The organism is Streptomyces sp. NPDC051636 (assembly GCF_044453765.1).
Lineage (GTDB): Bacteria > Actinomycetota > Actinomycetes > Streptomycetales > Streptomycetaceae > Streptomyces.
In genome coordinates this window covers 519031-545628 of the sequence record NZ_JBITDA010000003.1, presented here as the reverse complement: position 1 = coordinate 545628, position 26598 = coordinate 519031, and the positions used below count along the sequence as shown (strand labels likewise).

Annotated in this window: 19 protein-coding genes and 3 pseudogenes; 7 read left to right on the top strand and 15 right to left on the bottom strand. The window is 64.5% G+C overall.

The window, feature by feature from the left end:
- The first annotated feature begins 373 nt into the window (after positions 1 to 373).
- Both ACIBBH_RS09525 and ACIBBH_RS09520 read left to right on the top strand, forming a co-directional pair.
- A complete protein-coding gene (locus ACIBBH_RS09525) occupies positions 374 to 1300 on the top strand; it encodes a hypothetical protein (protein ID WP_399403623.1) in 927 nt (308 codons plus the stop codon).
- A 1133-nt stretch (positions 1301 to 2433) separates the two neighbouring features.
- Positions 2434 to 3810 (top strand): hypothetical protein, encoded by a 1377-nt coding sequence (locus ACIBBH_RS09520; RefSeq protein ID WP_399403621.1) that lies wholly within the window; start codon positions 2434 to 2436, stop codon positions 3808 to 3810.
- A gap of 210 nt (positions 3811 to 4020) precedes the next feature.
- On the opposite strand, the gene ACIBBH_RS09515 is transcribed toward ACIBBH_RS09520, so the two are convergent.
- Complete coding sequence (locus ACIBBH_RS09515; protein ID WP_399403619.1) at positions 4021 to 4689, bottom strand: endonuclease domain-containing protein; 669 nt, start codon at positions 4687 to 4689, stop codon at positions 4021 to 4023.
- 696 nt (positions 4690 to 5385) lie between these two features.
- Between ACIBBH_RS09515 and ACIBBH_RS09510 the strand changes: the two genes are divergently transcribed.
- Positions 5386 to 6519 carry a type I-E CRISPR-associated protein Cas6/Cse3/CasE gene (locus ACIBBH_RS09510; protein WP_399403617.1) on the top strand — a complete coding sequence of 378 codons (1134 nt, stop codon included), beginning with the start codon at positions 5386 to 5388 and terminating at the stop codon, positions 6517 to 6519.
- Positions 6520 to 6718: 199 nt separating this feature from the next.
- Here ACIBBH_RS09510 and ACIBBH_RS09505 read toward each other — a convergent pair whose 3' ends face one another.
- The gene (locus ACIBBH_RS09505; RefSeq protein WP_399403616.1) at positions 6719 to 7279 is read right to left on the bottom strand and encodes a hypothetical protein; all 561 of its coding nucleotides are present in this window, start codon (positions 7277 to 7279) and stop codon (positions 6719 to 6721) included.
- A gap of 367 nt (positions 7280 to 7646) precedes the next feature.
- Positions 7647 to 8741, bottom strand: a complete 1095-nt coding sequence (locus ACIBBH_RS09500) for a pentapeptide repeat-containing protein (protein ID WP_399403614.1) — start codon at positions 8739 to 8741, stop codon at positions 7647 to 7649.
- A 365-nt stretch (positions 8742 to 9106) separates the two neighbouring features.
- Between ACIBBH_RS09500 and ACIBBH_RS09495 the strand changes: the two genes are divergently transcribed.
- Positions 9107 to 9424 carry a hypothetical protein gene (locus tag ACIBBH_RS09495; RefSeq protein WP_399403612.1) on the top strand — a complete coding sequence of 106 codons (318 nt, stop codon included), beginning with the start codon at positions 9107 to 9109 and terminating at the stop codon, positions 9422 to 9424.
- A gap of 311 nt (positions 9425 to 9735) precedes the next feature.
- Here the strand turns inward: ACIBBH_RS09495 and ACIBBH_RS09490 are convergent, their stop codons facing one another.
- The 9 genes and pseudogenes from ACIBBH_RS09490 to ACIBBH_RS09450 form a co-directional block, all read right to left on the bottom strand.
- On the bottom strand, positions 9736 to 10002 hold the full coding sequence (locus ACIBBH_RS09490; RefSeq protein ID WP_399403610.1) for a hypothetical protein: 267 nt from the start codon (positions 10000 to 10002) through the stop codon (positions 9736 to 9738).
- A gap of 511 nt (positions 10003 to 10513) precedes the next feature.
- Complete coding sequence (locus tag ACIBBH_RS09485; RefSeq protein WP_399403608.1) at positions 10514 to 11005, bottom strand: hypothetical protein; 492 nt, start codon at positions 11003 to 11005, stop codon at positions 10514 to 10516.
- Positions 11006 to 11295: 290 nt separating this feature from the next.
- Positions 11296 to 11979: pseudogene (locus ACIBBH_RS09480) on the bottom strand (IS5 family transposase).
- Positions 11980 to 12493: 514 nt separating this feature from the next.
- Positions 12494 to 13981, bottom strand: coding sequence for an oxidoreductase (locus ACIBBH_RS09475; RefSeq protein WP_399403606.1), 1488 nt, complete (start codon positions 13979 to 13981; stop codon positions 12494 to 12496).
- Positions 13950 to 14345, bottom strand: coding sequence for a hypothetical protein (locus tag ACIBBH_RS09470; RefSeq protein WP_399403605.1), 396 nt, complete (start codon positions 14343 to 14345; stop codon positions 13950 to 13952). The genes ACIBBH_RS09475 and ACIBBH_RS09470 overlap by 32 nt, the downstream gene beginning before the upstream one ends.
- Before the next feature lie 322 nt (positions 14346 to 14667).
- Positions 14668 to 16311, bottom strand: coding sequence for a CATRA conflict system CASPASE/TPR repeat-associated protein (locus ACIBBH_RS09465; protein ID WP_399403603.1), 1644 nt, complete (start codon positions 16309 to 16311; stop codon positions 14668 to 14670).
- Positions 16304 to 16678 carry a hypothetical protein gene (locus tag ACIBBH_RS09460; RefSeq protein ID WP_399403601.1) on the bottom strand — a complete coding sequence of 125 codons (375 nt, stop codon included), beginning with the start codon at positions 16676 to 16678 and terminating at the stop codon, positions 16304 to 16306. The genes ACIBBH_RS09465 and ACIBBH_RS09460 overlap by 8 nt, the downstream gene beginning before the upstream one ends.
- Before the next feature lie 22 nt (positions 16679 to 16700).
- Positions 16701 to 19514 (bottom strand): CHAT domain-containing protein, encoded by a 2814-nt coding sequence (locus tag ACIBBH_RS09455; RefSeq protein WP_399403599.1) that lies wholly within the window; start codon positions 19512 to 19514, stop codon positions 16701 to 16703.
- A gap of 405 nt (positions 19515 to 19919) precedes the next feature.
- Positions 19920 to 20165, bottom strand: a complete 246-nt coding sequence (locus ACIBBH_RS09450; RefSeq protein WP_399403597.1) for a hypothetical protein — start codon at positions 20163 to 20165, stop codon at positions 19920 to 19922.
- Between the two features lie 576 nt (positions 20166 to 20741).
- On the opposite strand from ACIBBH_RS09450, the pseudogene ACIBBH_RS09445 reads away from it, so the two are divergent.
- Positions 20742 to 21409 (top strand): annotated as a pseudogene (locus tag ACIBBH_RS09445) (hypothetical protein).
- Between the two features lie 5 nt (positions 21410 to 21414).
- Here the strand turns inward: ACIBBH_RS09445 and ACIBBH_RS09440 are convergent.
- Positions 21415 to 21747, bottom strand: a complete 333-nt coding sequence (locus tag ACIBBH_RS09440; RefSeq protein ID WP_399403595.1) for a hypothetical protein — start codon at positions 21745 to 21747, stop codon at positions 21415 to 21417.
- Between the two features lie 221 nt (positions 21748 to 21968).
- On the opposite strand from ACIBBH_RS09440, the gene ACIBBH_RS09435 reads away from it, so the two are divergent.
- Complete coding sequence (locus ACIBBH_RS09435; protein ID WP_399403593.1) at positions 21969 to 23018, top strand: DNA-methyltransferase; 1050 nt, start codon at positions 21969 to 21971, stop codon at positions 23016 to 23018.
- A gap of 53 nt (positions 23019 to 23071) precedes the next feature.
- Here ACIBBH_RS09435 and ACIBBH_RS09430 read toward each other — a convergent pair whose 3' ends face one another.
- Complete coding sequence (locus ACIBBH_RS09430) at positions 23072 to 23755, bottom strand: hypothetical protein (protein WP_399403591.1); 684 nt, start codon at positions 23753 to 23755, stop codon at positions 23072 to 23074.
- A 759-nt stretch (positions 23756 to 24514) separates the two neighbouring features.
- On the opposite strand from ACIBBH_RS09430, the gene ACIBBH_RS09425 reads away from it, so the two are divergent.
- On the top strand, positions 24515 to 25771 hold the full coding sequence (locus tag ACIBBH_RS09425; protein WP_399403589.1) for a PP2C family protein-serine/threonine phosphatase: 1257 nt from the start codon (positions 24515 to 24517) through the stop codon (positions 25769 to 25771).
- Between the two features lie 35 nt (positions 25772 to 25806).
- On the opposite strand, the pseudogene ACIBBH_RS09420 reads toward ACIBBH_RS09425, so the two are convergent.
- Positions 25807 to 26471: pseudogene (locus ACIBBH_RS09420) on the bottom strand (TSUP family transporter).
- Positions 26472 to 26598: the final 127 nt, after the last annotated feature.

Genomic DNA, 26598 nt, shown 5'->3' with positions numbered 1-26598 from the left:
CAAGGGCAGCGTCGGGCACAAGGCAGCCGTGATCACCACCATCACCCTGACCAGCCACCGGACCACGACCGAACCGCCCTAACTTCCCGGTCTTGGGCTTTAGCCACCTCCCCGGTCCGGGTCCCACGTCGAGCAAGACCAGGGGGCCACTCGTGCACATTGCGGGCAGGTCCACAGCCTGCCCGAGTTGCCAGCCAGCGTACGGCCCCCTGATCATGCTCGACCCCAGACCGGGCAGGCCACCGGCCAAACCCGCTCCACCGACCTAGATGATTGAAAGCAGAGGTCACCGGGCAAAACCTCTCCCTATCATGTCCTGGGGCGGAGGGCCTCACAGGCAGGCCCTTTATGGGCTGGGCGGCAGCCCGCGAGGTTGGGGGTCTACTTGGTAGCAACTCACCACTACTCAGGAGACGACTGGGAGCAGTACTGCCTCCTTTTGGCTCGACGTCATTACGGGGCAGACCAGGTTCAGGAGGTCCCGGCTCGACACGGCGGAGACCTTGGAATTGAGGCTTTCACTTTCTGTGGACGAGCGTTTCAGTGCTATGCCCCAGTCGAGCCACTGTCTACTGCTGAACGCTACGAAAAGCAGCGGGACAAACTCTCGACGGACCTCAGAAAGCTGGATACCAAACAGAAGGAACTTCACAAGCTGCTCGGAGATGTGAAGATTCACAACTACATATTCCTGGTGCCCATCTTCGATTCTGCTCAACTCGTTCAGCATGCCAGCACAAAGTCGGATGAGATCCGCGGCAAAGGCCTCCCATTCATCGCAGATGGCTTCAAGGTCACAGTTGCTACTGATGCTATCTACGCCGCAGAGCGAATCGAAGTTCTGGAACGGCCCACGTCTCTAGTCGACGTCGTACCTACCCCTCGCGATGAGGTCGATGACTGGATGGAGGGCAATTCCCAACTTGCCCACGTGGCGCTCAAGAAACTCGCCAAACTCAGGCTGTCCCCGACTGCCCAAAAGACATATCTCGAACAGCTGGTAAATCAGTTCCTTGATTCGGAAAACGCCTTGACTCGCCTGCGAGAAAAGTATCCCGATCAGTGGGAAGCTGCAACAGGGGCGAGAGTGCGCAAGGAGCGCAAACTAGTCCTAGAATATCCCCCTGGAAGCACCAATAGCGCGGCAGACGTCACTACGATCGTAAGGTCACTAAAAGAGGAGTTGGCCCGCCAGGCACCCGCTTTGGACGATGCATTTGTCGATGCCATGTCGTGGGGTTCGATCGCTGACTGGCTCATGCGATGCCCATTGGACTTTGAGATTGAGAGTGCATCATGAGTAATACATCCATCTTGGAGCGTGCTTTCTCGGGCATCACAAGCGGGGTCGTTTTTACGCGACGCCCCGACCCAATCCCTGGCGATCTCCGTACGGGATGGAGGCTGGCTTCAGCTGTCTTGATTCTGAAGCGCTGTCGAGGAAATACAGCCAACCTGGAGCAAATTCACGTACTTGCCTGGGCCCTACGCTCTGCACAGGGACGCAAGGTGATCAAAGAGTGGTTTACCGAGCACCGTAAGCCGAACGGTCTAATCATCCGTCATGATCCCTCGACAACCCGCACAATCAACCTGGCCGTGGCTACAGGCCTTGCAAAGAGGAATGATAACTCCAGCATCTCCCTCACAGAGAAGGGAGAGCGACTCGCTAACAAACTCTGGACCCATCCAGAAATCTTACTGCCTGAGAAAGAGTTCTTATCCACCCTGCCAGCCCGAATCACTCAAAAGTCTGTTAACGACCTATTGGAGTGGAGGTCCTAAGTCGTGAAAATCAGGAAGCTTTCATTAAATGTCCGCACCTCCGGGCCCACATGTGGAACAGATCTGAGTTTTGAGGCAGGCCTCAATATCCTGCGAGCCGACAACTCTAGCGGCAAGTCCACATGCCTGCAGTCAATTATCTACGCACTGGGCCTTGAGGGCATGATGAGCCCTAGTCGGGATATCCCTCTCCCTCATGCCATGACGGACGTTATTGAGGTTGAGGGGAGAGAATACCGCGTAACCGAGTCAAGCGTCGCGCTCGAAATTGAGAACTCTCGGGGTGAAGTTCTAACGATTGGTCGCCCTGTTAAGAGCTCCCGGCACGATACTAGCCTCGTTCGCACCCGGAGTGGGCCAACACTGTCGCAACCTGGCAGCGCCTACACGCAGCGGGATTACTTTGTCCGTCGAGCGGGAGCCGCACAGAGAGAGGCCGGCTTCCACTACGAACTGGCTCGTTTCCTAGGCTGGGATCCTCCACGGGTAACCCGAATGGACGGGAGCGAAGGGCCACTGTATCTGGAATGCCTTTTTCCTTACTTCTTTGTTGAGCAGAAACACGGCTGGTCCGGCGTTCAAGCTCGAATCCCTACATACTTGGGGATTCAGGATGTGTCCAAACGATCAGCCGAGTTCATCTTGGCCATGGACGCCATGGACATGGTGCTTGAAGTGCAAAGAATCGAGTCGGCTATCTCGCTCCTTGAGGCCGATTGGAAAAGCGTGCATCGTAGCGTCTCTGATGTAGCCTCCAGGGCTGGAATTCTCGTGCGTGGAATCCCCAAAAAACCGAGCACTACTTGGCGCAGGGAATATCTAGTTGGCCTAGAGGTGGATTCCGGATCTGGATGGATTTCGCTTGACGACGAGATTGACCGACTCGCGAGGGAGTTGGATGCCCAAGAAGTTCGGCCAGTCGCCTCCGTTGGGGAGGCCGCGACTGAGATTGAAGGAGCCCTATCTAGGAACCAGGAGAGGGTAACCCAGCTCAGTATGGTGCTGGCTTCTGCGATAGAGGACTGGGAGCAGGCGAACAAGCAGCGGCAATCCCTTGAACTGCGCATCGAAGCGCTGGAAGAAGACCTACGCAAACACAAGGATGCCCTTCTCCTTCAGCGCCTTGGATCGCCCGATGACTTGGGTACCGCCTATGAAAACTGCCCAACATGTGGACAGAGCCTTCCCGATGGCTTTGAAATTACCGACTACCCATTGGCGATTGAGGACAACATTGCACATCTAGAGAGAGAACTAGCAACCTTCCGCTCCATGGCACTCGACGCCGCACGGACTGCAGAGATCAGCCAGGCCCGCGTCTACAGGTTGCGCGAAGAGATGGAGGGGTTGCGGGCAGCCATCCGGTCACAAAAGGACGCGCTAGTCAGCCCCAACTCACTGCCGGATTCTTCCCTTCTAGCCGAGCGCTTGCGACTGGAAGAAAAGGTCAAAGCGCTGCGTAGCATCAGGGATTCGATTGAGTCGTCGATTGATGAGCTTGACTCGCTGGCTGCAACATGGCGACGCAATAAGGAAGAATTGGCTGCGCTCAAGGGCAGGGACCTTACGGCTTCTGATGAGGCTAAGATCAGCGCCCTGAGGTCATCGCTCGTCTCTCAGCTTGATGCGTACGGATTTCGCTCACTGGTGCCACAGTCACTCGACATCTCCAAGAAAACATATCGCCCGATTCATGAGGGATTCGATCTCGGGTTTGACTTGTCAGCGAGCGATATGATCCGAGTGATCTGGGCTTACCTTTTTTCCTTCATGGAGGTATCTCGCGAATTCCGTGGACATCATCCGCAAATCCTGATTTTCGATGAGCCGAGACAGCAAGAGGCAGCTCGTGCCAGCTTTCAGCAGCTCTTGGGTCGCGCCGCTGTGAATGGTGCAGCTGGAAGCCAGATCATCTTTGCGACCAGTGAGGAAGAAGACGACTTGGCCTCCATGCTGGCCGGCCTCCCTCACCAGATCAGATCCATCCCGCGAGGTGAAAAGCTGATCAAACCCCGCAGTTTGTAGTTACTACAAGCCGTGGATCGTAGCGCGCACCACCGGTAGACCTGGGTTCATACACAGTACTGAATCCCTCAGGTCTCGTCGAAGTGGTACTCCTTCATGAACTCGCGCACTATGTCGGGGTTACGTCGCATAGCCGCTCGCAGCTGGAAACGCTCGGGGCCGGGTGCCAATGCTCCCCGCCACTTCGGGGCAGCCGTGTGCTCTCACCGTCTAGTCCTCGGCGTCGCTCTTTGGGATAGAGCGCAGGGCTATTCCATCCCAGTACCGTCCAGTCGAGGACCGGCGCTGGACGCCCCCCAGTTTATGCAGGGCCTCATGAAGACTCTGCACTGGGCAGGAGGCGCCTCCGGCCCAGTCTGTCCAAGCACTTCGGAGGGCACCTGCCTGGATTCGAGAGCTCCCGCGAGGAGCAGGTGATATGAACTCACTGATGAACCGCTCAACGGCATCGGCATCTCTAGCTCGACGCAAAGCGGCGACTGCCGTGTCTTCAGCTACTTCCGCCAAAACAGCCTCAAGCTCTTTGACGCGTCGCTCAGCCGCCTCTAGAGAACTCTCGGCTCGCTCAAGTCGGGCTGTGAGACTTTGATCCTTTCGTTCGGCGACGATTTCTTTTCTACGCCTACCTTGATTCCAGGGCTCAGCCGTGTGGTCTTTGAGTAGGTACTTGATAGCAGCGAAGAGGACGTCGACTTCATCACGGGCGTTGCCCAGTAGGAAGTTGCAGGATTGGCAGAGCACGCCGCGTACGACTCCACTGTCGTGACAATGATCTACCGCAAATATTCCGGACTCGAATCCCGAGACGGTAGATGAGCAGATCATGCAAGCGCCTACAGAACGAACGACCCTGGTTTGTTCCAGAGTCAGTCCGTACATGCTTGCCGTCAGTTGCAGGGCTTGTACCTCTGCGCGGCATTTGTCTCCGCAGTAACGAGCTGGTCCAGTGGGAACGAACGCTGTCCCGCACTCTTCACAGTCCTTCGTCCTCATCCTTGGCAGCTACGCCTTCCATGTCCCTGTTGCCGGCAACAGAGCCGACTTGATGCTTCAGACCGCTGACAGCGCGGCCAAGTTAGCAAGCAGCACTGACAGAGCTTGACTTCCCGCCAGCAGCAGGCGCCAACGAGTTCGGCCGATACGGCGGTACGCACCCCTTGGCGGCCGACCGACCCCCATGTCATGTCTCAGCGAGTCCGCAGCCGAGGTTCAGGTCGATGGCAGCCGTGCCAGCCCCGTGCCAGATCCTTGCGGGGAGCCGTGGGGAACACCGGGGAACTAGTCGACCGCGCACCAGAGCCGACACCGCTCCGCCGCAGGTCAGCAGTGTGGCGCTCCCTTGATCACCTCAGCTTCCCAGCTAAGGGCGTGGTTTCTGTGATCGTTGCTCGCTAACGGTTCCTTGGCAGCGGCCAGCGCTCGCCCGGTTCTAAGGGTGTTCGGCACTCCGGTGTCCACAACTGTCCACAGCCGGGGGGAGCCGAGGGAGGTTGTCCCTGTGAACATCTTGGAGAACGCAGCAGCCAGCGTTATTGCGGCATTCGCCCTCTGGTCGGCCCGGCAAGCGAGAAAATCATGGCAGCGCAGCCGGCCGAAGCCCTGTCGGCCGCGAAGCACGCCCACGGGACAGGCAAAATCTTCGGCGCGTCGCGGATACACATCCAACTCATGAGGGGGCAAGACATGGGCCGTGCCGGCGAGATCAATCGGCCAGACCTGCCAGCAGGGCGGATGCGCGACCTCAACGCCGCGCTGCATGAGTTGCACCGGGAAGCAGGGTTTCCCTCAGCCCGCGAGTTGGCCCGCGCCGCCGGCTTGGGGCACTCCACCGTGCACAACCTGTTCACCCGGGACCGGGTGCCACAATATGACCCGTTTATGGCGGTGGTGGGAGGGCTTGCCCTGCGGGCTCTCGCCCATCGTCCCACGGGCGGCTCACAGGAGCAGGCGTTGGACGCCATTTGTGCCCGCCTCGACGACCTGTGGCACCAAGCCAGGTCGGAAGGCTCCGCTCAGCAGACGTGGCAGCCACCCCATAGCGCCCAACAGATCGTGTTGCGCCTCAATCGACGCAACCTACAAGTGCTGCGTGACCTCGGCGATGTCCTTCACCTTCATCACACCGTCCGCTCCCTGTCTCCGAACACTGCAGGGCACGGCTCACCGGCCACCGGTCGCCTGCTCTACCGATTGGATATGGACCGTGGTGACGCGATCCTGCGTGTTCAGACCGCGGGGCCCCTGCTTCTCAGCGCCCTGACCAACGACTACGCCCGCGCGGTAGCAGTTGAGCGGGTCGCCTGGTCAGAGGCAGGCTTCGAGGGACAGCTAGTGCGGTTTCTGTTGGACGCGAACGCCACTCGGGCGATGCCAAGAGCAGGAAGACGCAGCAAGCGTGTCGGCATACGACCTGCTGAAGCAACTGCCTGGTGGGAACGTCATGCTTCCCGTTCCGGGCTAGCGACTGTTGAAGTACGCAGCCGGCCGTTGGAGCCTGTCATCGCCAGACGCGAAGCAAGGAACCCAACCTTCCTCCAGGCAACCCGATTCGAGGGCCTGGCGGTGATCACTGATCCCTCCGCGCTGCAGAGAGCGGTCCTGTCTGGTATGGGTCGCGGACGCGCCTACGGCCTAGGTCTCCTGCGTCTCAGGCAAGCCGGTTCTGATGTCTCACACGCCACGGCACGCGCCCAGGGCACTGCACCATAAGCGCACCAGATCGAGCGGGGAGCAGCGGGGAACCACGGCGAGGGCAGCCAGGCCCGACGGCGCCGCATGCCCGCCGTTTGCCCAGGTCAGCGCTCAGCTCGGCCGCGAATGATCGCAGCTTCCCAAGCTAGGGCTCCGAACAGGCCACGTCTGGCCGGGTGAGGCAGACTCTGCAGGCCAGCCGCGATCAAGCTTCCACTCATCTCACCAGGCCTGCCAGCTGGATTTGCAGGTTCTTGAGCCGTCCGTAGGATTCGATCACCTCAGTCTCGAACGACCCGGGCCAGTTGACCTTGGAATGCCATGAGTATGGAACTCCCTCCTCCTTCCACCTCAGATGGGTCACGCGCCATGAGTTGTAGTGCTCGATGAAGGCCAAGAAGGAGTCCGGCATCTGGTCACCCAAGATGAGGTGCGTCTTTGATGAGAGGAGGTTCTGGATAGCCTCATTGCGAGGCATGAACTCGTGATCAACCCAGAACAACCAAAGGTCTCGTTCCTCCAGACTGAGCGGCCTGCCGGCCGCGAACACGTAGTTGCGTCCGAGGGTTTCGCAGAAGTCATGGAATGCCGACCGTCCCTCCTTGACTAGGAACAGGAGCGGTCCATAGAGCTGCTCCAGTTGGTTCTCTACGTGGGTGAGCCTTGCTTCGGCCTGCCTTCGCCTCAGATCCGCCCGGGCGGACAGCACATGATTGGCGATCCAACCGCCTGCGGTGACTGTCGCAGCGATCAGTGCTGCCAGGAAGGTCGTATCCATGTCATCAGATTCTGGGGCACGTCACCTGGTCGGTCCACCTCCGAGGCCCTGGCGATTTGTTGCCCGTCCGTCTCAGTTTCCGTCTCAGTCAGCCACGTTCACCTTCGTTCAGGACGGGCCCAAGTCGCCCTCTGTCACCACCCACCACCACAGTTGGAAAGATGCCCAGGCTCGGTGGGGGGCGCCAGCCAGCTGTTGGGATAAATGGCGCTCGGCAAGAGGTAGCGAGAGTGCGGAATCCAACGGAGCAGTTGAGCTACCTCCACCAGCAAAAGAGGTCGCTCGCAGTGAAGCAATCAGCGGGACGAAAGCGGCACGCCGCGCGTGCCCTTCATCTTTCTCTCGCCTGCGGCGACTATGGAGGCGTTCATCTGTCGCGTACCGTTGTCCAGTAGAGCCCATCCCAAATCAGGTGTGTGGGAAGCGTCGTGCGGTGATCAACTCGAGCCCACCGAAGCTGGCTAGCCGTCACCCCTGTTGCATCGCTGAGGTTTGCGCCTCTCAGATCTGCAAATGTGAGCCGTGCTCCACTCAGTCCACTGTTTTGCAATTGAGCTCCTCTGATATCTGCGAAGTGCATCCTGGCTTTGGTCAGATCTGCATGGTCGAGCTGTGAGTCACTCAATTGCGCAAACTCCAATCTGGCGTGGGTCAAATTTGCGCGCTGCAGATGTGCTTCAGATAGGCGAGCCCACCTCATCCGCGCCTTGATAAGCGAGGCCCGCGGCAGCCGAGCCTCGGTCAGGTTTGCCCATGACAGTCGCGCTTCAGAGAGCCTCGCGTAATGCAACTCAGCCCGAACCAAAGACGAGCGCTGAAGTTGTGCCCTGGTCAGAAAGGACCGACGCAGAACGGCTGCTGACAGGTCCGCCCGTTTTAGATTCAAGGAAGTGAGATCGGCGTCTCGCAGGTCGAACCCCTTGAAATCCAGCATGTTGCGCCGCGGACGCCGGCGCCGGCCGAGGGCGGTAAGAGCTGCCTGGACATCAGAGGCAATCTTTTGGCGACTTACGAGCCGGGGCGCCCACGTGATGGACCACCGAATGCAACCTTCCCTTTCGCTTGTGCGGCTGAAGATGAAGTCGGTGAGCACCTCGACGACGTTGTCGTGGTGAGCAGCGGAATCAAATGAAACATGTTCAAGAGCGTGGATTCCGCCAATGCGTAGGTACAACTCATCATCAGAGGCCAGCCGTTCCAAGGCTTTGGCGAAACGTTCGGTGAACTGACCGCGGCGAGAGAGCGCGTAGGTGCGTGCGGTGTACGACAGGGCGATAAGAGCCCCAACAGCCGCCAGAGCTTGAACGAATGCCAGCCGCCATTGCCCCAAGGCGGTCGCCTTTTCACCCTCTGTCAACTCCTTCCACAGCGCTTCGTCCAGTGGCGTCCACCAGAACAGCGGCCAGATCCACTTGAAGAACGCTGCGATTACAAGGGCTACTAGGGCACCCCTCAAGGACATCGCCGCCCAGCGTCGAGTCCGGGCGGTGATCGGTGGCCGTCGGACGCCTGGCATGACATCATGGGAACATAGGTAACTAAATGTCACCAATCGGACTTCAGGGGTAGGTGTGCGGCGACCTTGGTTGAGCGATTGGAGCAACGATGGATAGCGCCCTGACGCGCCTGCTCCAGGAGGCCAAGGAGCAGCGCGGATGGACGATCAAGCATGAGAATGGGAGGGTCCCGCCGCGCATCCTGATGGCCTGCGCTTGCCCTGGTGGACACTGGAGCGTCGCGTATCCTCATTGGAGTCGACGAGACGTTCGCCGCCACCGCCGTTTCCTGCGTCAGACGGTTCCATGCTGGTAGCTCAAGAGGAGAGCCATGCCGAAGGCATACAGGCAGGCCGCACATGGAACGCTCGCGGGCTCGACGTTGACCGGTCAACAGTTCGATTCTTTCGCAAGCCGACTACTGGACGCCCTGGAGAGGGCGACAGGGGGTACCGGCGTGCACTTTGCGGCATCGCGCTATGACCAGACATTCGATGTGGTCATGTATCTCACCTCACCCACCCCTGAAGGGGCGAAGGTGCTCTTCAAGCGGAAAGTGCGCCAGGCACTTAAGGTGGCCACGCTGGGTGACGCCACACCTGCTGTGCGAATTCAGTTCAACGCATCCAATGCAGTTGCTGCAGCTTAAGCCGGCCGACGCTTGGGCAGAGTCACTGGCGGGGGCATGAATGATCATCAGCGGAAGCCACGGCCCTTGTCCAGATGCCGGCTCACGTAGGTCCGCGCGCCCTCGACCACTCCAAACGGCTCGCGGATCCGTAGAGCGACGGTCAGGGCGCTGTGGACTATCTGTGGACGAGCTATAGCCAACCAAGCATCTGTGAGACCGTGACCAGCAACGTGGCCTGAGAGTCAAGCGGCCTCCGGAGCCGCTTGCCTAGTTGTTGGCATCCCGAGAGGGAGTGGGGTGCCCCCTCTTGGAGGAGCGGCGCACCCTGGCTAGTACTCACCGTCGTCCCGCAGCTCCTGGGTTACCTCGTCCACCTTGTCTGGGCAGTAGGCCTTCACGCCCATCAGCAAGAGCTCGTTCGCCTCGGGCTTTCTCGTACCCCAGTCCCCGCCCGATGGGTACAGACCGCCCTCGCTGAAGAGGAACGCGACACTGTGACCCTCGGCAAGCCCGTCGCACCACATCTGTGGGAACTCGATGAGCTCCCCGTCTGCCGGCTGAGTCTCCTGCCAACTCTGCCAGGACGTGAGGTGCACGGCGTCAAGGAACTTGTCTTCCTTCGCAACGTCGGCGTCGGCTTCGCCTCGGCGGTGGGCTTAGTGTCGTTGCCACCGCAGGCGGTAAGCGAAGCCGGAGTTACCAGTACCAGTGCAGTGAGTGCGGTGCGGTGCGGTGCGGTGCGGTAGAGCATGGTCGCCCAGGCGTGTGTGATGTACACATGATCACTGCCGTGAAGGCAACGTGAAGGTAAGGTGTTCAAATTGTGACACGGCGGCCACTGTGTGCAGCAGGGAGACGCGACAGCCATCGCCAGACCATGCGACGCTCTGAGCAAGGTCGGGTGACTTGAACGGCCTTCTCTCGTAGTTCGGGACGAAGAGGTCCGTGCCAGACCCGTGCCAGATCGTGCGGGGAACCACGGTGAACACCAGGGAACGAGTCGACCACTCGGCGGGCGTCAGCAGTGCTCCGCTGCAGGTCAGGTCCGGAGCAAGCTCTAGATGCCCTTAGCTTCCCAAGCTCATGGCCTCCGGAAACCGGATCATCTCAGCGTCCCGCGCTCCAGGACTTGCCTATCGTCAGGTCCGCTCGTGCTGCCTTGTGGAGGCTGTTCAACGCGTCAATGAGCGCAGGACCAAGCTCATTACGGCGGGCAGCGGGCACGCCAGCTGGTTCGCGAGCGCACTTCAGCAAGGCCCAAAGGCGCTCATTGGCCGTCGCTGCCGCCTCGGAAGCCGCGTCCTCCGCCAGCAGGACAAGCCCTTCGAAGAGGACCGAGCGTCGGGTCTCTGCCGCCTCCATCTCCGCGAGCGTCTCGGACGGGTCATCGCCCTGCTCACGGGCTTCGAGTACCCGCCCGGCGGCCCGTGCCGCTTCCTTGACGCAGGAGACGTACTCCACGTAGGTGTCGAGTTTGCGCTCATCCCACCGTGTGGCCAAGGCTTGCCGGAACTTGGCTCGCTCAGCCAGGGTCGTAGCGAAGAACGACGTGACCGCGCCCAGCAGGACGCCAACCAAGGTGATGATCTGACTCGCCATGTGGATCAAGGTAACGGGCGGACGGCTCCTTGAGCCTCACTCATCGCACACTGAGGAACTAGCGAGCCGGACCGTCTCAGTTTCCGTCTCATTCAGCCCCATTCACGACTGTTCCAAGCGGACCGAGAGCGGACCCCGCCTCGGCGGCCGACCGCGCATGAACCCAGGTGAACGCCCCTGCACACAGCCCACCACCCCACCAACACACTTGGAAAGCGTGCGTCTGCTTTCGCGGCGGCGCTCTGCTCGGTGCGCGGCCGGCGCTGGCAGGTCTCTCCTTAGACGGTGTCCTATGTGGTGAGGCGGACGAGTCGCTTGTAGCAGCACAGGGCTGCGGCCAGGCCGAGAAAGGCCAGGTAGTTGCGGGGATTGCGTTCGTAGCGGGGACTGAGTCGGCGGTAGCCGGACAGCCACGAGATCGTCCGCTCGATCACCCACCTTCGGCGACCCAGCCGTTCGCTGGACTCGATGCCTTTGCGGGCGATGCGCACGCCGATGCGCCTCGACCATGGGCTTCAGCCCCTCGCTGTCGTGGGTGTTGGCGGCCGAGACACCGACGACCAGAGGCAGTCCGTTCGCGTCCGACAGGATGTGCATCTTGGAACCCGACTTACCCCGGTCCACGGGGCTCGGACCTGTGAGTTCGCCCCCTTTTTAGCCCGCACGTGAGCGGAGTCGAGGACCACGCGCGAGACGTCGATGAGGTCGGCGTCATCGAGACGGTGCAGCACCGCCTCATGCAGCCGGCCCCACACCCCGGCCCGTGACCACACCAGGAACCGGCGGTGCGCGGTCGACTTCGATATCCCGAAACACGGCGTCAGAGCCCGCCAGGCACAACCGCTGACCAGCACGTAGATGATCGCCGCGAACAGCGTCTCGTCAGGCGTGTCCTGCGTTCCGCCGCCCTGCGGCCGCACCTTCGAAGGTGGGATCAGCGGCTCGGCGATCTCCCACAGCCCGTCCGGAACAATCCAACTCCCGTACCCCGCCCATAGAAGGTCCCGGGCCGTACCCGGGCCGCCCCAGACAGAGCCGGGGATGCAACTGCTCTACGGAGCTGGACACCTCGGAAGCCGGCCCCGCGTCTGAGACCTTAGCCATGCCCACTGACAACGCACCCCCGAGCATGACCTCGACGCCGTGCGGACTGCACCACAAGCGCACCAGATCAAGCGGGGAACAGCGGGGAATCACAGTGAAAGCCAGTGGGCCCGACGAGGCTCCAGTCCGTTCGTTCGCCCAGGTCAGCGCCCCAACCGGCCCCAGGTGATCGCAGCTTCCCAAGCTGGGTGCTCCAGTGGCATGGTCACGGCCAGGCCGTCACAGGTTGCTCTGGTCGACGACACAAGCCGGTAGCGTGGCTGGGCCGGTGGGGGTGCAGCGAGACCCACGTGCGCCTGATCAGCGAACCCGCCGGCGTGGCTGACTTATCGTCGTGGTTGAGAGCTCACGAAGATCACGGTGTGCGTGAGCGCTCGGGCCCTGTCAGTTCCTGGTCAGCGTGCGGGATACACCAGCGACGACAGTTGTGGTGAGGAGCCAGCCGACGGCGATCAGTAGGTAAGACAGCCACTGTGCTACTCCTGTCCAATGCCATGCGCCGCGCTGTCCGAAGTCGCCGATAGGGAATAGCAAGTCGACGGTGTAGATGAACGCATTGAACGGCGCGCCTTCCCCAGGCTTTGTCTGGATCGGCGTGTGAGTGCTGAACACCTCAGTGCCGAGGAGCGAGAGCGCAGCCAGCCAGAGGCCGGCGAGCCAGGGGCGATAGCCGTACCCGACGGTGGCATCGAGAAGATACCCCCACGCGCGCCCGGCTGGATGCAGGGAACGACGGCGGTGGCGCTGCTTCTCCAGGAGCACGCGGCGGGCATCGCCGTCGTGGCCCACGGATCGGTACCAGCCCGCCAGCTGCTCGTACGGCTGAGGCGCATAACCCGGGGACCGGCGAATCCACGCCAGCCGCTGGGCCACGTCGTCCCGCCGGGACGTCTCGTCGGGCAGGATGGAACCGTAGGTGAAGCCCTCCAGCAGCACCTCGTCCGGCCAACTTCGCTCACCATCACGCAGATACGCGACCTGGGCCGCCCGCAGGTCCACCACTCCGACGGGCGGTGCGGCGGTTGTGAAGTCGAAGTCCTCCGCCTGCATGCGTATGCCGACGAGTGCGCTGTCGCCCTCGGCACTGAGAATCGCATCCTCGAACGTCAGCAGGTCCGAAATCCGGGCTCCGCGCAGCCGTATGGTCCCTACCGCGCTGAACCCCTGGGACAGGTCCGCCACCGTGGCTGCCATGTTGTCCGCGGCCAGCGCCACGCCCCCAGGGTTCTCCAACCGTGCCCCCTGCATGAACAGGCCACCAGGCAACTCAGCACCCAGCAGTCGTATCCCGCCACGCGCGATGAAGCCCTTCTGACAGAAGACGCCGCCGCCCATGACCAGGCCTCCTGCGAACACCGCCCAGTCCCCGGACGCTGATATCTGCGCCCCGTTCAGGTCCAGCTCGCCAGCCACGTGGGCGTTGATGAGCGAAAGACGGCCCGATTCCATTACGGACCCGTTCAGATCGAGATGCCCCTCGATCCGGGCCAGTCCGGCATCCACTCCGGGGACATAGCTGTCCGTGATCCGGATCGTTCGCGACGACGCTCCATAGAAGCTGACTGCATGTTCGAACCAGCATTCCTTCAGCCAGAAAGCGTGGCTGATCTCCGCACCGGCCAGGTCGAGGCAGCCAGTGATCCGTGCGCCAGCGAGGTGCAGGGAAGCGACGCCGGCGGACCCCGCCGTGTTGGCACCCAGCAGAAGCGCAGACACGACCGCGGCGCGGACCGTGCGCTCGGGTTCCCAGCGGGCCCCCATGTCGGGATCGTCGCGCTCAGGCGTCCCAGTGCGCAGATCCACCAAACGCCCCTCGGGAAATGCGTCCCACAACTCTCGTTCAGCGCCCGTCAGTTCGCCATAGATCAGCACCGGTACAGGTTACGAGCTGTTCCAGACTCGGGATGGGGCCGGGAACGACTACGGCGGAACCCGCGTCGAGGTACCGGTACGTCGGAGGAGTCGAGGTTTCGTGTTCGAGGTAGTACGTGAAGGACTCGCGGCTCCGAGAGTTGAGGAAGAATCCGACTCGCTGCGCCTTGCGGTCGACGACGGTCGGCCCGAACGGCATCCCACTGCGAAAGAGCCGGTCGTACATCTCCAATCCGAGGCGCTGGTCCACGCTCAAGACGTCGAAGAAGCGCCCGGTCGGGAGCAGTACGGGCATCCGTGGGTCGTCCGCCCAAATCTGCTGGCCCTCGACCGGGTTGTCCGCCGCTGCAGACAGCCATTCCATGCCCCGCCTGGTCATCCTGTGCTCGGTGCGATATGGGCCTGCGTGGCCCGCACCGGATCCACGCTCTCCGGCTCGCACAGCTCCAAGTACTCCCGCCAGACCCGGGCGGTGTCCTCGCTGAGCTCACTCAACGTACGAGGTGACGGACGGCAGACGTGGTGCGCCGGCTTTCTGCGTAGGCGGGTGGTTGACGAACGTCCTCCGGCACACCTGAGCGTTGGCGCCCATCACGAGGTTCGGGCGTGCGGTGTCCTTGCCCCGGGAGCGGCAACCGGCCTGCCGGCGGCGGCGCCGCTCGCGTGACCGACCTCGGAGACGCGCGTCATGGTGCGCCCCGCCGGCGTGCTTCATGTGGCCGTCGGCGGTACCGTCCGGCAGCCGCGACCGCCGTGGCGGCCACCGCCGCGCCCGTCAGGGACAGCCACGGGGGCGCCGGCCCGGAGGCGGTGACCGTCCGCAGCGCGGTGATGAGCAGCCAGCCGCTCGTGGCACCCAGGATGAGGCCGACTGCCCCGTCGATGTCGGCGAGCGGTCCGGGCGCGGGCGGCGGCGCCGTGCGGCCCGCCGCCGCGCGGGAGGCGGCCAGCGGCACCGCCAGGGCGAGGACGGAGAGAAAGGCGATCAGCGGGGTCTGCAGATAGCCGGGGGCCGGGACGTGATAGGTGAGTGCCTGTACGGCCGCCAGCCCCATCAGCAGCGCTCCGAGGAACGCCGTCTGCAGCAGGGCCAGCCTCTGCTCGCGCTGGTTGAGCCGGCTGACGATCGTCGTCTCGGTGATCCGGACGATCTCACTCACCTGCTCCCGGAGGTCGCTCAGATAAGCACAGTCGTCCTCCACGATGCGCCGGAAGCGGGTGCCTGCGCGCCGGTCGGCGTCGAACATGCAGTGGGGCCTGACTTCGGCGGGCATTGCGACGGCCTCTTCCATGGAGTGGAGCGCGATCTCCACGGTGCGCAGCGCCGACCGGCGCAGGGTCAGGGTGCGGACCAGGCCGGTCTCGCCGACTTGCAGGTTCTTCAGCAGGGCCTGGGAACGCAGCAGTGCCTCGAAGAGCACGGCGGAGTCGTTCTCGATGAACTGCCGGTGCAGTCCGGCGAGCTGGTCGCACTGTGCGGCCAGCAGGCGCCGGAGTTCGCCGACGTCGCGGCCTTCGAGATAGGCGGCCATCTGGCGGCTCATCTTCCCCGCGTGCACCAGGTACCGCACGAACGGCGCCAGCGTGTGCCGGTCGGGGGGCTGCCAGAGCCACTCGTCCAACAGGTCCTCGGCCTCTGTTGCGGCGAGCGCGGCGATACGGCGGTCCCGTGCCGGGGCCCGGCCCGGCCGACCCGGTTCGGGATGCCACACCAGCAGTCCCTCAGCCGTGCGCTGCCATCGCCGTTGCCAGGGCCCGTTCCGCAGGCCGGGGATGTCCCGGGCCAAGAGGGCGGCGGCGGCCGTGACGGCGCCTTCGGACGCCAGAGCGCCGTCCCCGTCCGGGGAGCCTGCGGACCGGGAAGTCCGGGCGTCGGCGAGTGCCGTATAGACGTGGTGCAGGCCGAGCAGCCGTTCGGCGGAGAAGTGCCCGAGGTGTTCGGACCACTGCCTGTCCAGGTCCTCCCAGCAGTCGGTCTCGTCCTCGCCGGGGGCCAGCATGGCCATGACCCCCAGCAGATCGTGCTCGACGAACAGGAACGACTGGTACACGGAGGGCCTGCCGGTGTCCGGTGCCCGGGGGCGTTCACGTGCCCGTATCAACAGCGTCCCGCCACCGCGGGTGCGGGCGAGCTCCTCGGAGAGTTCCTCCTGGGTCGGGAAGGAGCTGTTGAGGTGCCAGCGCGCCAGCGGGGCGTGCATGGCGAAGTGCTCGCTGTTCTCCCAGAGCTGCCGCACCGCGTCGACCGCCTGCGGGTCCTCGGGATCGGCGACGGCCAGGACGAGGAGCGCCCGGCTGTGCAGCACAAGGTCGGCCACCGGGTCAGTCACCGAGGCCGTGAGCATGTTCCGGCAGGTGCTGTGCGCTACCGGGTGGTTGGGCGGACACGTCCTTGATGAAGGTGCCGACCAGCGCGAGGGTGTCCGCGGGTGCCTCGGTGAGCTGCTCGGGTTCGGGGTCTTGGGCCAGAGCGGGCCGGGCCATGGGCGGGGACGTGAGCTGCAGCAGGCGCGCGTACGCGTCCTGGGCGTCGGCCAGCGCGCCCTCCTTGAAGGCGGACGCCAGGCTGTGGATCTCCTCGTTCACGCGAGACCATGCAGCGGCGCTCAGCCGGTCCCACTCGTCGGGAGCGTGCATGAAGGACAGGACTTCGACATGCAGCGCGTCCCAGGCGGCGGACCGGTCGTCATCAGGCAAGGTGCGTCTCCTTCGGAGGACTTCAACGGGCTTCGGAATCCGCGGGCTCAGGTGTGGCGGGCCGCGTCGGGCCGAAGTGGACATACGTGGCCCAGAGCTGAGGGGCGCGCGGTACGGTTTGCCGGACCTCGCGCACGGCGTCGTGGAGGGCCAACGCGGGGTCGATCCGGTTCAAGGGCCGGGTACCAGCCGTCCCCGGGGTGAACAGGCGCCGCGCGACGCCTGCCGCGATGTGATCCCGTGCGGGCATGAGCGAGCTCACCACGTGGGGGAAGCCCGCGACCTGGAAGGCCGCCCCCAGGTGGGCGACCTCGTTGACGAACCGGTGGCCCGCAAAGCCGCCGTGGCAGGTGAGCAGCAGGCACCCGACACGCCCGCTGCCGAATCGGCGCGCCCTGATCTCTGAGACGCTCAGCCGCGCGTCGTGGAGGAGGAGTCCGGAGCCGCTGGGGTTGTCTGCGGTCGCGTCGGTGTGGGCCGTGATGACGGCCCAGGCGTTCCGGCCGAGTTCTTCTGCGACCCCGTCGGCTTCGGCGGACTTGTCGACCAGGGGCTGGACGCCGTACGCGGCGGCGATGCCGATGGCTGCCCGCCCGGTGGCCTTGAGAGGGCGTTGTCCCGGCGTGTCCCGCATCGCGACGATGGTGATGGACCCGCCCGACTCTCCGTCCATACGTGCGCTCTCGTCTGCCCGCCGGCGTGCCTGGCGCAGCATGCGCAGCGTGGGAGTGTACGAGGAGACGACCCGGTCGATCGCGCACGCCCCCGTGGCGGGGTCGAGGGCGGCGTGCAGAGGGAGCAGGGTCAGGCGGCCGGTCGGACACCAGTGGAGCCGAGGCCAGCACGACGTCCGCGGCGTCTTCGGGTCCCCGTATCCAAGGCGGGCCAGGACGGGCCCGACGACGTGCCCCCACAACCACTCCTGGACCCCCGCGAGACGGTCGGACCGACCGGCCTCGTCGTCGTCCCACCACAGGGCCACCTGCTCGTCCACCGCCTTGGGCGTGACTCCGGGCAGTGGCACCTCCTCGACGTGGTCCTTGCCTCCCGTGGTACGGATGATGAGGGCGTCGGAGCGGTGGTCGCTTACGTTGACCAGCACTGTGGGGTCGGGATCCGGGACCGCTGAGGTACCCGCCGGGGCGGGTGAGCGGAAGGACTCGAAGCCGGGGAGCCTCTGGACGCTCTCGAGTACGGCGGTGTTCTTCGCGCGCTTCGTGGACTGCGCGTCCTTGCCGTCCCAGTCGTCGGGGTCCCCGGGCAGGCCGGCTTCGTGCCGCCGGCGGTCCTCGGCCCGAAGGTCCTCCGCCAGGCCGGGGTGGCAGCGGTCGAGGGCGTCCAGATCCCAGTCGTCGGCCATCTGGGCCAGCAGGATCCCGCGGCCTTCCTCCAGCCGCTCGACCGCGTCCTCGGGACTGCGGAATTCGATCGCCGCCGCGGCGGCGTCGGTGACCAGGTCCTCGAAAAGGGTCAGCGCGTGCTCGCGGTCGGCTGGTTCGAGGTGGGTCTGGCTCATGGCCCCGCGGATCTTCAGAGCCTTGCGATAGGCGTCCTGGGAGGCCGGCCAGTTCTTCTCCTCAGCGGCGAGCCGCCCCAGGGCGCGGGCGGCGGTCAGCCGTACCTTGAGCTGCCCGGCGGAGGCAGCGACCACTTCCTTCAGGAGCGCGGCGGCCTCCTGCCGGAAGCGCTGCGGATCCTCGGCGATCTCGGCCTTGTACTGCAACGTGTTCGCCAGGTCGATTCGGAAGACGGGGTCGTCGGGGATCTCCGGTCGGCTGCCCTCGACGCACTCCCGGCCGAAGGCAATCGCATCGTCGAGGTCCTGAACGCGGCGGGACACGTCGTAGCGCATCCGCAGGGCGTTGGTCAGTACTGCCAGGAACCGGAGCCGGCCCCGGCCGCTGGTCGGGCCGATCCGCACCGACTCGCGGGCGGCGTCGACCGCCTTGGACAGCTCGGCGTCCGAGCCAGGGTTCACGAGCCGCTGCGCATGGGCGTAGTTGGACAGGGCAGCGGCGTGGTGATCGGTGCCCGCAGCGGTGTCCACCGCCCGCGCGAGGGCCGCGACCGCGTCGACGATGTCGGAGTGGACGTCGAAACGCTCGTATCGGCGCAGCAGTACGGCACCGAGCGTGGTCGCCGCCAGATAGCGCAGGTACCGGTCCTCGGCCGTGCTCAAGAAGGCGTCGGCGAGCTCGGCTTCCTCAACCGCAGCCGGTATGAGGGTAGAGTCACCGACGCGGGACACGCGTGCCTGCAGAGCCCGCGCGAGGATCAAGCGGTAGCGGGCGCGCAGCAGGGGGTCGCCGCCGGGACGCAGAAGCATCTCCCGGAATATCTCCACACCGAGGTCCCGTCGGCCGTCAAGGTTGAGCTCGGCGGCGAGCAGCACGGCCTTGCCCAGATCGTTCATGACGTCGTCCTGGTCGGATCCCTGCCGTGTCACGGGGTGATCGGCCAAGGCGTACAGGGTGCGCAGGAAGCCTTCCAGGAGCCGCCGGTCTTGGTGGCGGTCGAGTTCCGCGACGAGGACGGAGAGGTGGGCCCGTAAGGCCGTCACCACATCGGCTTCGGGTGCCGGTGGCGGATCCGGTGACGGTCCGCGCGAGGCCCGGACGGAGGCGACGTCGGGCAGGGCGGCCTCGGGCACCGCCAGCCCGGCCCGCTCGCCGAGGGCGGCAAAACACCAGGCCGCGGACGCCCGATCGAGATGGTCGCCGTCGTCGTCAGCGCTTCCGAGGTACCGATACCAGTGGAAGAGGCCCAGCAGGTGCAGAGCCGCCGCCGACTGCGGCGTCAGCGGATCGCCGTCGCCGGGCCGCGGCCGCTGGTCCACCGAGCCTGCCGCTCCCGGCAGACCGGCAAGAACCGTCCGGGCCGAAGCCGCGGCCGCGGCGAGTGCGTCCGGGGCGGTCAGAGCAGAAGCGTCCTCGGCAGCCAAGGCGGCGTCAAGTCGTTGCCGTAACGCTGATGCGGGGTCCAATCCGGTCAACATCCCCTCCTGTACCGGCGGAGACAAGACGAGCTACGAACAAGCAGATTATTGCCTGGAGGCCCGACTGGATGAGCAGATGACCATCACGGCTGCTCCGGCGCAGAGTTGCACGGAGGCGCAGGCCCGGCACGTGCGATCGCACCCACGGGCCTCGCCCCGCGCCGCGTCCACCGCCCCTGCAGCCCAACCGATGCCACACAGGCAGGAGGAACCGGCAGTCGCCTCGCGGGACGGGCTCAGGGGCCTTCAGCAGGACAGCGATCTCAACGCTCCCCATCGGGCCGGATCGAGCCGGGACTCGTCGTGCAGGGTGTGGAAGCGACCGGCCTCCTCGCGCCCGGCAGGATCGCCGCCCAGCGCCCGTACCGAAGCGATCGCATACTGCCGTTCCCGCTCGTCGGCGAAGAGTCGCTGCGGATGGGTACGCGAGACATCCACGGTGGTGCGCAGACCGTGCGCGGCCGACGTCCGAACGACCGGGCGGAAGGACACCGTCCGCAGCACGAACGCGCTGGCCCGTACGGGTCTCCTGGCACCGTCCAGCAGTGCCGTGAACGTTCGGGCGCCGACATGGCTTCCGCCGCCCGTCAGCGTGATGAGGCCGACCTCGGCGAGCGCGCGGCTCAGCCCGGGGCTGGGTGAGCCCTGTTCCAGGTCGTCGTGAAACCGGCGTCCAGGAAAGAAGCTCGGTCCACGTCACCCGACACGCTCTTCGGCAGACGTGCCGGCATCCTCACGACGAGCGATCCTCCGCACGTCACACCGGGCCTGAAACGGCCATCCGTTGATTACGGCTCCCGCCCAGGACTCGAACCTGTAGCCAAGCGCCGACCGCCTACCGGTTCAATCGGACAACCGTCTGGATCACAAGCTGCCCGCCGCCGACCATCTGTTCCACCCGCCCCCATGCTCCGTGTTCCCCGCCGGGGGCACCCTGTATGAGGTGCCCACAGACCCCGTCACCAGCGGAAACGCTGAGAGCGGGGTCTTCGCGTATGTGCGGGCGTATGCCGCTCGGAGCGGCCGTGTGCCGGGGTCCCTGGACGTGGGCATCACCGTGTCAGAGGCGTGCGCTTTGATGAGCGGGCGACCGCTCAAGACGTTGCTCGGCAGCGCCCGAGACAGCCGTCCTCCGTGAGCACTGCCGTTCCCCGGCCGTCCTGAGCCCTGGGTGGGCCAACCGCTGCCACTCCTTTAATGACCACTGGCCCGAGCAGGAGTCGATGGCCTCGATGGGGAACGGATCGGGCGACGAGTAGGCAATCGTTTTCTCGGCCGCCGGCGCCTACGTTCGCGGGTTCGATCACGAATCGCCTATGAGCCCCTATCCAGAGGAGGGACCGTGGCCCGGAGTGCTCGATGAGGTTCCCGGCGTCTTCCGGCCGTACGTTGATGAGCCAGCGTTCCCGGATGAGGCCGGGGTGCCTCTCGCCACTGCGTGCATATGGCGAGAGACGCGAGACGACGGCTGGAAGACAGGGACGATCGACTTTCCCGACGGGCGACGGAAGACCGACGGCGCCGGGTACCTCTTCCTACTGCTGGTCGATCGCTCGCCGGAAGCCTTTCAGCGGTGGGCCGAGGACTACTACGGGGTCCCGGTCGCCCTGGAGGCCGTTGGTCACGTTTTTTCGTCGCGCCCTCTGACCGAAGGTGTGGTCAGCGCGTTGGCCTCAGAGATCACCCTGGCCGACCTGGTGGAGGACATTGCGGAAACCGGCTGTCCGATGGGCTGAGGCCGTCACTCGTAATCGCGAAGCAGGACAACACCTGCTCCGCTGGACGCGACGGGGTGTGCCGACACCAACTCCGCCGCCAGGGGGCGGAGTTCCTCAGAGGGCGGCTGGGCCATGGTCAGCAGGTCCGCAGCGAGTTGGTTCACCATCGGCAGGGTCCGCACCAGCTCGGGCGACGGCTCACGGGCTGTCAGCTGCGTCAACGCCGCGTCAGCGACCTGGCGGCGCTGGGCATGGGCCCTGGCGACCTCGATCTGAAAGTGCCTCCGCCGTTCCGCGGACAGCGGCTCCGGCCCGCGGTCCGGCCGGCGCCGGTGGCTACTCGTGGGCGTTGCCATACTCTGAGGGTCAACGCTCTGAGGGGCAACCATCCCGCTCCGCTGCACGTCATCGGCCCTCCAAGACAGCGAGGAATACACCGATATTCGCGCTGCGCTCTGTCCACAGCTTGTGGGCTACGTTACCTCAGAGATTCGAGTACACCCAAGGTGACACTGTCCTACAATGCCCTCATCGACGCGCCGGTGGGGCTCCGAGGACGCCAGACGAGGAGTGGGAATTGCTTCAGCTGAATGAGATTTACCTGGGCGACTGCCTTGAAGGGCTGTCCAACATCCCTTCCGGAACCGTCGACACCATCATCTCCTCTCCTCCGTACAACATTGGGAAATCGTACGAATCACGCAAGCAGTTGGACGAGTATCTCGCAACCCAGCGTGAAGTGCTCCGTGAATGCCATCGCGTCCTGAAGGACACAGGATCGATCTTCTGGCAAGTAGGGGTCTACGCGGACAAGGGGATGCACATCCCGCTCGACGTCAAGTTCTTTCCGATTCTCGAGGAATTTGGAATGATTCCGCGGAACCGGATTGTTTGGGTTCGCCCTCACGGCCTCCACGCCAAGAACAAGTTCTCTGCGCGACACGAGACGATCCTTTGGTTCTCGAAGGGGGAGGAGTACAAGTTCTTCCTCGACGAGATCCGAGTTCCCCAGAAGTATCAGAACAAGAAATCGTGGAGAGGGGACAACAAAGGTCAACTCACCTGCAATCCCCTCGGCAAGAATCCGGGCGACATCTGGCTGTTCCAAAATGTAAAGCACAACCACGAGGAGCAGACGATCCATCCCGCTCAGTTCCCCGAGGACATGGTGGCTCGCATGCTCCTGTCGACCACCAAGCCGGGCGATACGGTTCTGGACCCCTACATGGGTGTGGGAACGGTTGCTGTGGTGGCACGCGACCACGGGCGCAATTTTTTCGGTGCGGAACTGGACCCGCAATACCATTCCATTGCCCTGCAAAGGCTTTCGGGCGAGCCTGACTCTGAAGGAGTTTTCCCCAACCTGAAAACGTTGAGGGACTACGCTGAGCGCACGGGCGAGCCTGTGGAGAAATTCCGGTTCCAGGTACAGGTAGGGAAGAAGCCTACAGAGCGGGGTAAGTCTCGCATGTTTGACGAGGCACACCACCTCGTCGAGCTTGACAAAAGGCTGGAAAGCGAGGAAACCGCCTTTGGTGAGCGGATTCGCGGCGAATCCGATGGGCTTCCGAAGTTGCCCAAGCAGCAGCCGGCGGAAAGCGACTCGGAGCCTGTGGGGCTCTTCTAGACAACTGTGGGTGGACCCTCGTGACGGACCCACCCACGAGGTCTACTGAAGCTTCATTCCAATGGAGTGATGGCCGCCAGATTCCCTCCCACTCGCGTACGCTGGCGCCAAGCCACTCGAAAAACTCTGCTTTCGACCGAGATGACACTTCTCGAAGTCCGGCCCGAGTAAACATTCCACGAGGCTGTGATTCTGGTGGAGTTTGCAGGGATCTTCAGCCCGACAAGCCGGATTGCCAGATCCAGTTCAAGAGCGCTGAACACGGCTTCCATTTGCGCTGTTGCCTGCTCGAAGTACAAAGTACTTTGTGAGGCTGGAAGGCATCCGCTCTTTGTGACGATGATCAGCGCCTTGGGCCTCGAATTCATGCCCGCGAGAGTCCAACCGTTGCCTGCGACCACTTGACTTCGGTTGATGTTGTTCCACAGGAACGGGTAGTTGGAAAACTGCCACTCCGCCAGAACGGAGTTCTTACCCGCATCCCAGTCATTCCCGAACGCCCTCAGAGGTTCGGGAACGGCAATCTTGCTCCACCCATATTTCGCGGCATTCTCGGTGAGAATTTTGTTAGTGGCCTTCGGGTCAAAGATGGCCTGCCCATTCAATCCCTCCTGACCGCTCGGCTGCAACTGCAAGTCGATCCTGGAGATGACGTCCTCTATTTCCCCCCACTCCTGCCTCCCTTCATACTCGAAGAATTCTTCCGCCCCAAAGAAATCGCGCACTTCGAAGTGCATTGAGCCCCCTCCCGCCAAGTGGATCACCGAGCAGGGATGCTACCGGAGGACACCTTGATTCGTACTACAAAGGTGTGATTCGAGTGGCTGCCGGCAAGACGAGGGCGTGGAGGCTCAAGGTGCGGGCGCTGAGTCGAAACGCGCGTAGGGTCCGGACGCGCAGGGTCCCGCATTCAACCGGCGGGATTGCTCAGGACTGACTCAGCTCGTACCGGTACGCCGCGGCACCCTCCTCCGAGGGCAGCAGCAGCGGCTCAGTTCGGCACGCAGCAGGTCCGCGTCGCCCGGCGGAAGGAGCAACGATGTCCGCCAGATCTCTGATCCGTACATTCCACGTTGCCGGGTCCGGGAACACCGACAGCCGCGGTACCAGGTCGCGGAGCGGTGAACGGCCATGTCCCTCTACGCGACGCGAAGTCTCGGGGCCGGCACCATCGACGAACAACGGCACAATCCCCTTGGGCACTTCCATCCATAAGACCTGCGCGTACGGGCACACATACGCCGTCGATGCCATGCCCGACGTTCCTGACCTCCGGTCCGGAGGACGGAGAGCGATCGGGAAGAAGTCCGGGAAGGCGGAACGGCGGCAGCCGTGGTCCTGGGGCGAGCGGGGTGCCCGCTGATCATGCCGCACCTCGAGGGACTGTCCGTCTGCGTCAGGTACGACCGTGCCGGGGCACCGGCGGTCCGCAGTCCGGGTCGTACGCTGGTCGTGACATTGGTTACGGCCTTCCGTCCGTTCGACAGGTGACCGGCATGGATTCGCTCGAGGACTGCGCCCGCATGCTGCACGCTCTTTTGCGGGCCAGCCACCTGTCCGCGTTCGAGGAGCTGCCCGACCTGGTGGCTCGGCACGCGGGCGGGGCCGGGTTGCACCGGGCGCGCTTCTACTTGGCCGATCTCCAGGAGATGGTGCTGCGGGAAGCGACCGGGCGGGGCCTGGACGCCGGAGCCGGCGGGCAGGAGTTGCGTGTCGACGCCACGCTGGCGGGCCGGGTCTTCCGCAGCGCGCAGTCCCACGCCGTGCCCGTCGAGGGCCGTGTCCAGCACTGGCTGCCCGTCCTGGACGGCACGGAACGCCTGGGGGTCCTGCGGGTCGAAACGGATCATGAGCCGGATGATCAGACGCGGGCATCGATGGAGGACCTGGCGTCGTTGGTGGGCCTGTTGCTGGTCTCCAAGCGTCACCACAGCGACTCCTACGCCCGCCTCACCCGGGTCAGCCCGATGTCGGTGTCCGCGGAGATGCAGTGGACGTTGATGCCGCCGCGTACGTTCGCCAACAAGAGGGTGACCATCGCTGCGGCGATGGAGCCGGCCTACGCCACCGCGGGCGACGCCTTCGACTACGCCCTGGCCGGCGACACGGTCCACCTGGCGGTCTTCGACGCCATGGGCCACGACACCTCAGCGGGCCTGACCGCCAACCTCGCCATGGCCACCTGCCGCAACCAGCGACGCCGGGGCCGCAACATCCCCGAGGCCCGTGAGGCCATCGAGGCCACTTTGATCAAGCAGTTCGGCCAGTCCCGCTACGCGACCGCGGTACTCGCCGACCTCGACCTGGAATCCGGCGTGCTGACCTGGCTCAACTGCGGCCACCATCCGCCGGTCCTGATCCGCGGCAGGCGCTGGACCACCCACCTCGACTGCGCCCCGGTCCACCCGTTGGGAACAGACCTGGGCCTTCCCGGGACCTTGTGCCGGGAACAGTTGGAGCCGGGGGACCAGTTTCTGCTGTACACCGACGGCATCATCGAAGCGCGCGACGCCAAAGGCCACCAGTTCGGCCGCGACCGCTTCGTCGACTTCGTCATCCGCCACCAAGCCGACGGTCTGGCCGCCCCCGAAACGCTGCGCCGGCTCGTCCGCGCCGTACTCGACCATCACAACGGGCACCTCAACGACGACGCCACCGTGCTGCTGTGTGAATGGCACGGTGGCACCGAAACAACCTCACCCGTCCAGAACGAGGGCGTGTCCGGGCCCGGGTCGCCGGTGAGTGCCACGTGAAGCCCGTCGCGGTCACCGCCACAGGCTGCTGACCCTCACATTCCCCGTATCCCCTGCATCCCCCTGAGCAGAGCGGACAGCCCGCCGATCATTGCCAGCGTGAGGATGAGGCGCCGGACCCGGTGGTCCGGGATCCTCGGGGCGAGGGCGCGGCCGATGGTGGCGCCCGTGAGGAGCGCGGTCGCGGTCACCGTCCAGGCCGTGCCGGTCAGGCTCGGCAGTCCGTTGGCGGCCACCGAGAAGAGATTCACCATGATCCCGTAGAACTGCGCGTTCGGTACGAACTCCCGGACCGGCCAGCCCGCGTTCACCGCGTACAGGGAGTAGGGCGGGCCGCCCACGCCGGCCGCAGAGTTCATGAAGCCGCCCATGGCGCCCGCGGTGACCGCTCCCCTGGTGCCGTTCAGGGCGGGCAGGCGCGTGCCGCCCATGACGACGGCCACCGCCACGGTCACCAGGACGCCGACGCCCGCCAGCAGGACCGGTTCGGGCAGTCGGGCGGCCGCCCAGGAGCCCGCGGGGACAGTGCAGGCGGAGGCGAGGACCAGGGGGATCATCGCGGTGAGGCGCACCCGTCTCCAGCCCGCCGTCAGGCCCGCGACGCTGATGACACCGGCCGCGTAGTTGGCGAGCACCACCCCCTGGGCGGGGCCCAGGAGTAGGGCGAGCGGGGGGGGACCGCGATGAGGGCGAAGCCCATGCCCGTGAGCCACTGCACGGACGCGCCCAGCACGACGATGCCGCCCAGGGCCAGCAGCAGTTCGGGCGAACCGGCGCCTGCCACCGGCGTCTCCTCCGGTTGTCCGGGGTGATCCCGGCATCCTCCG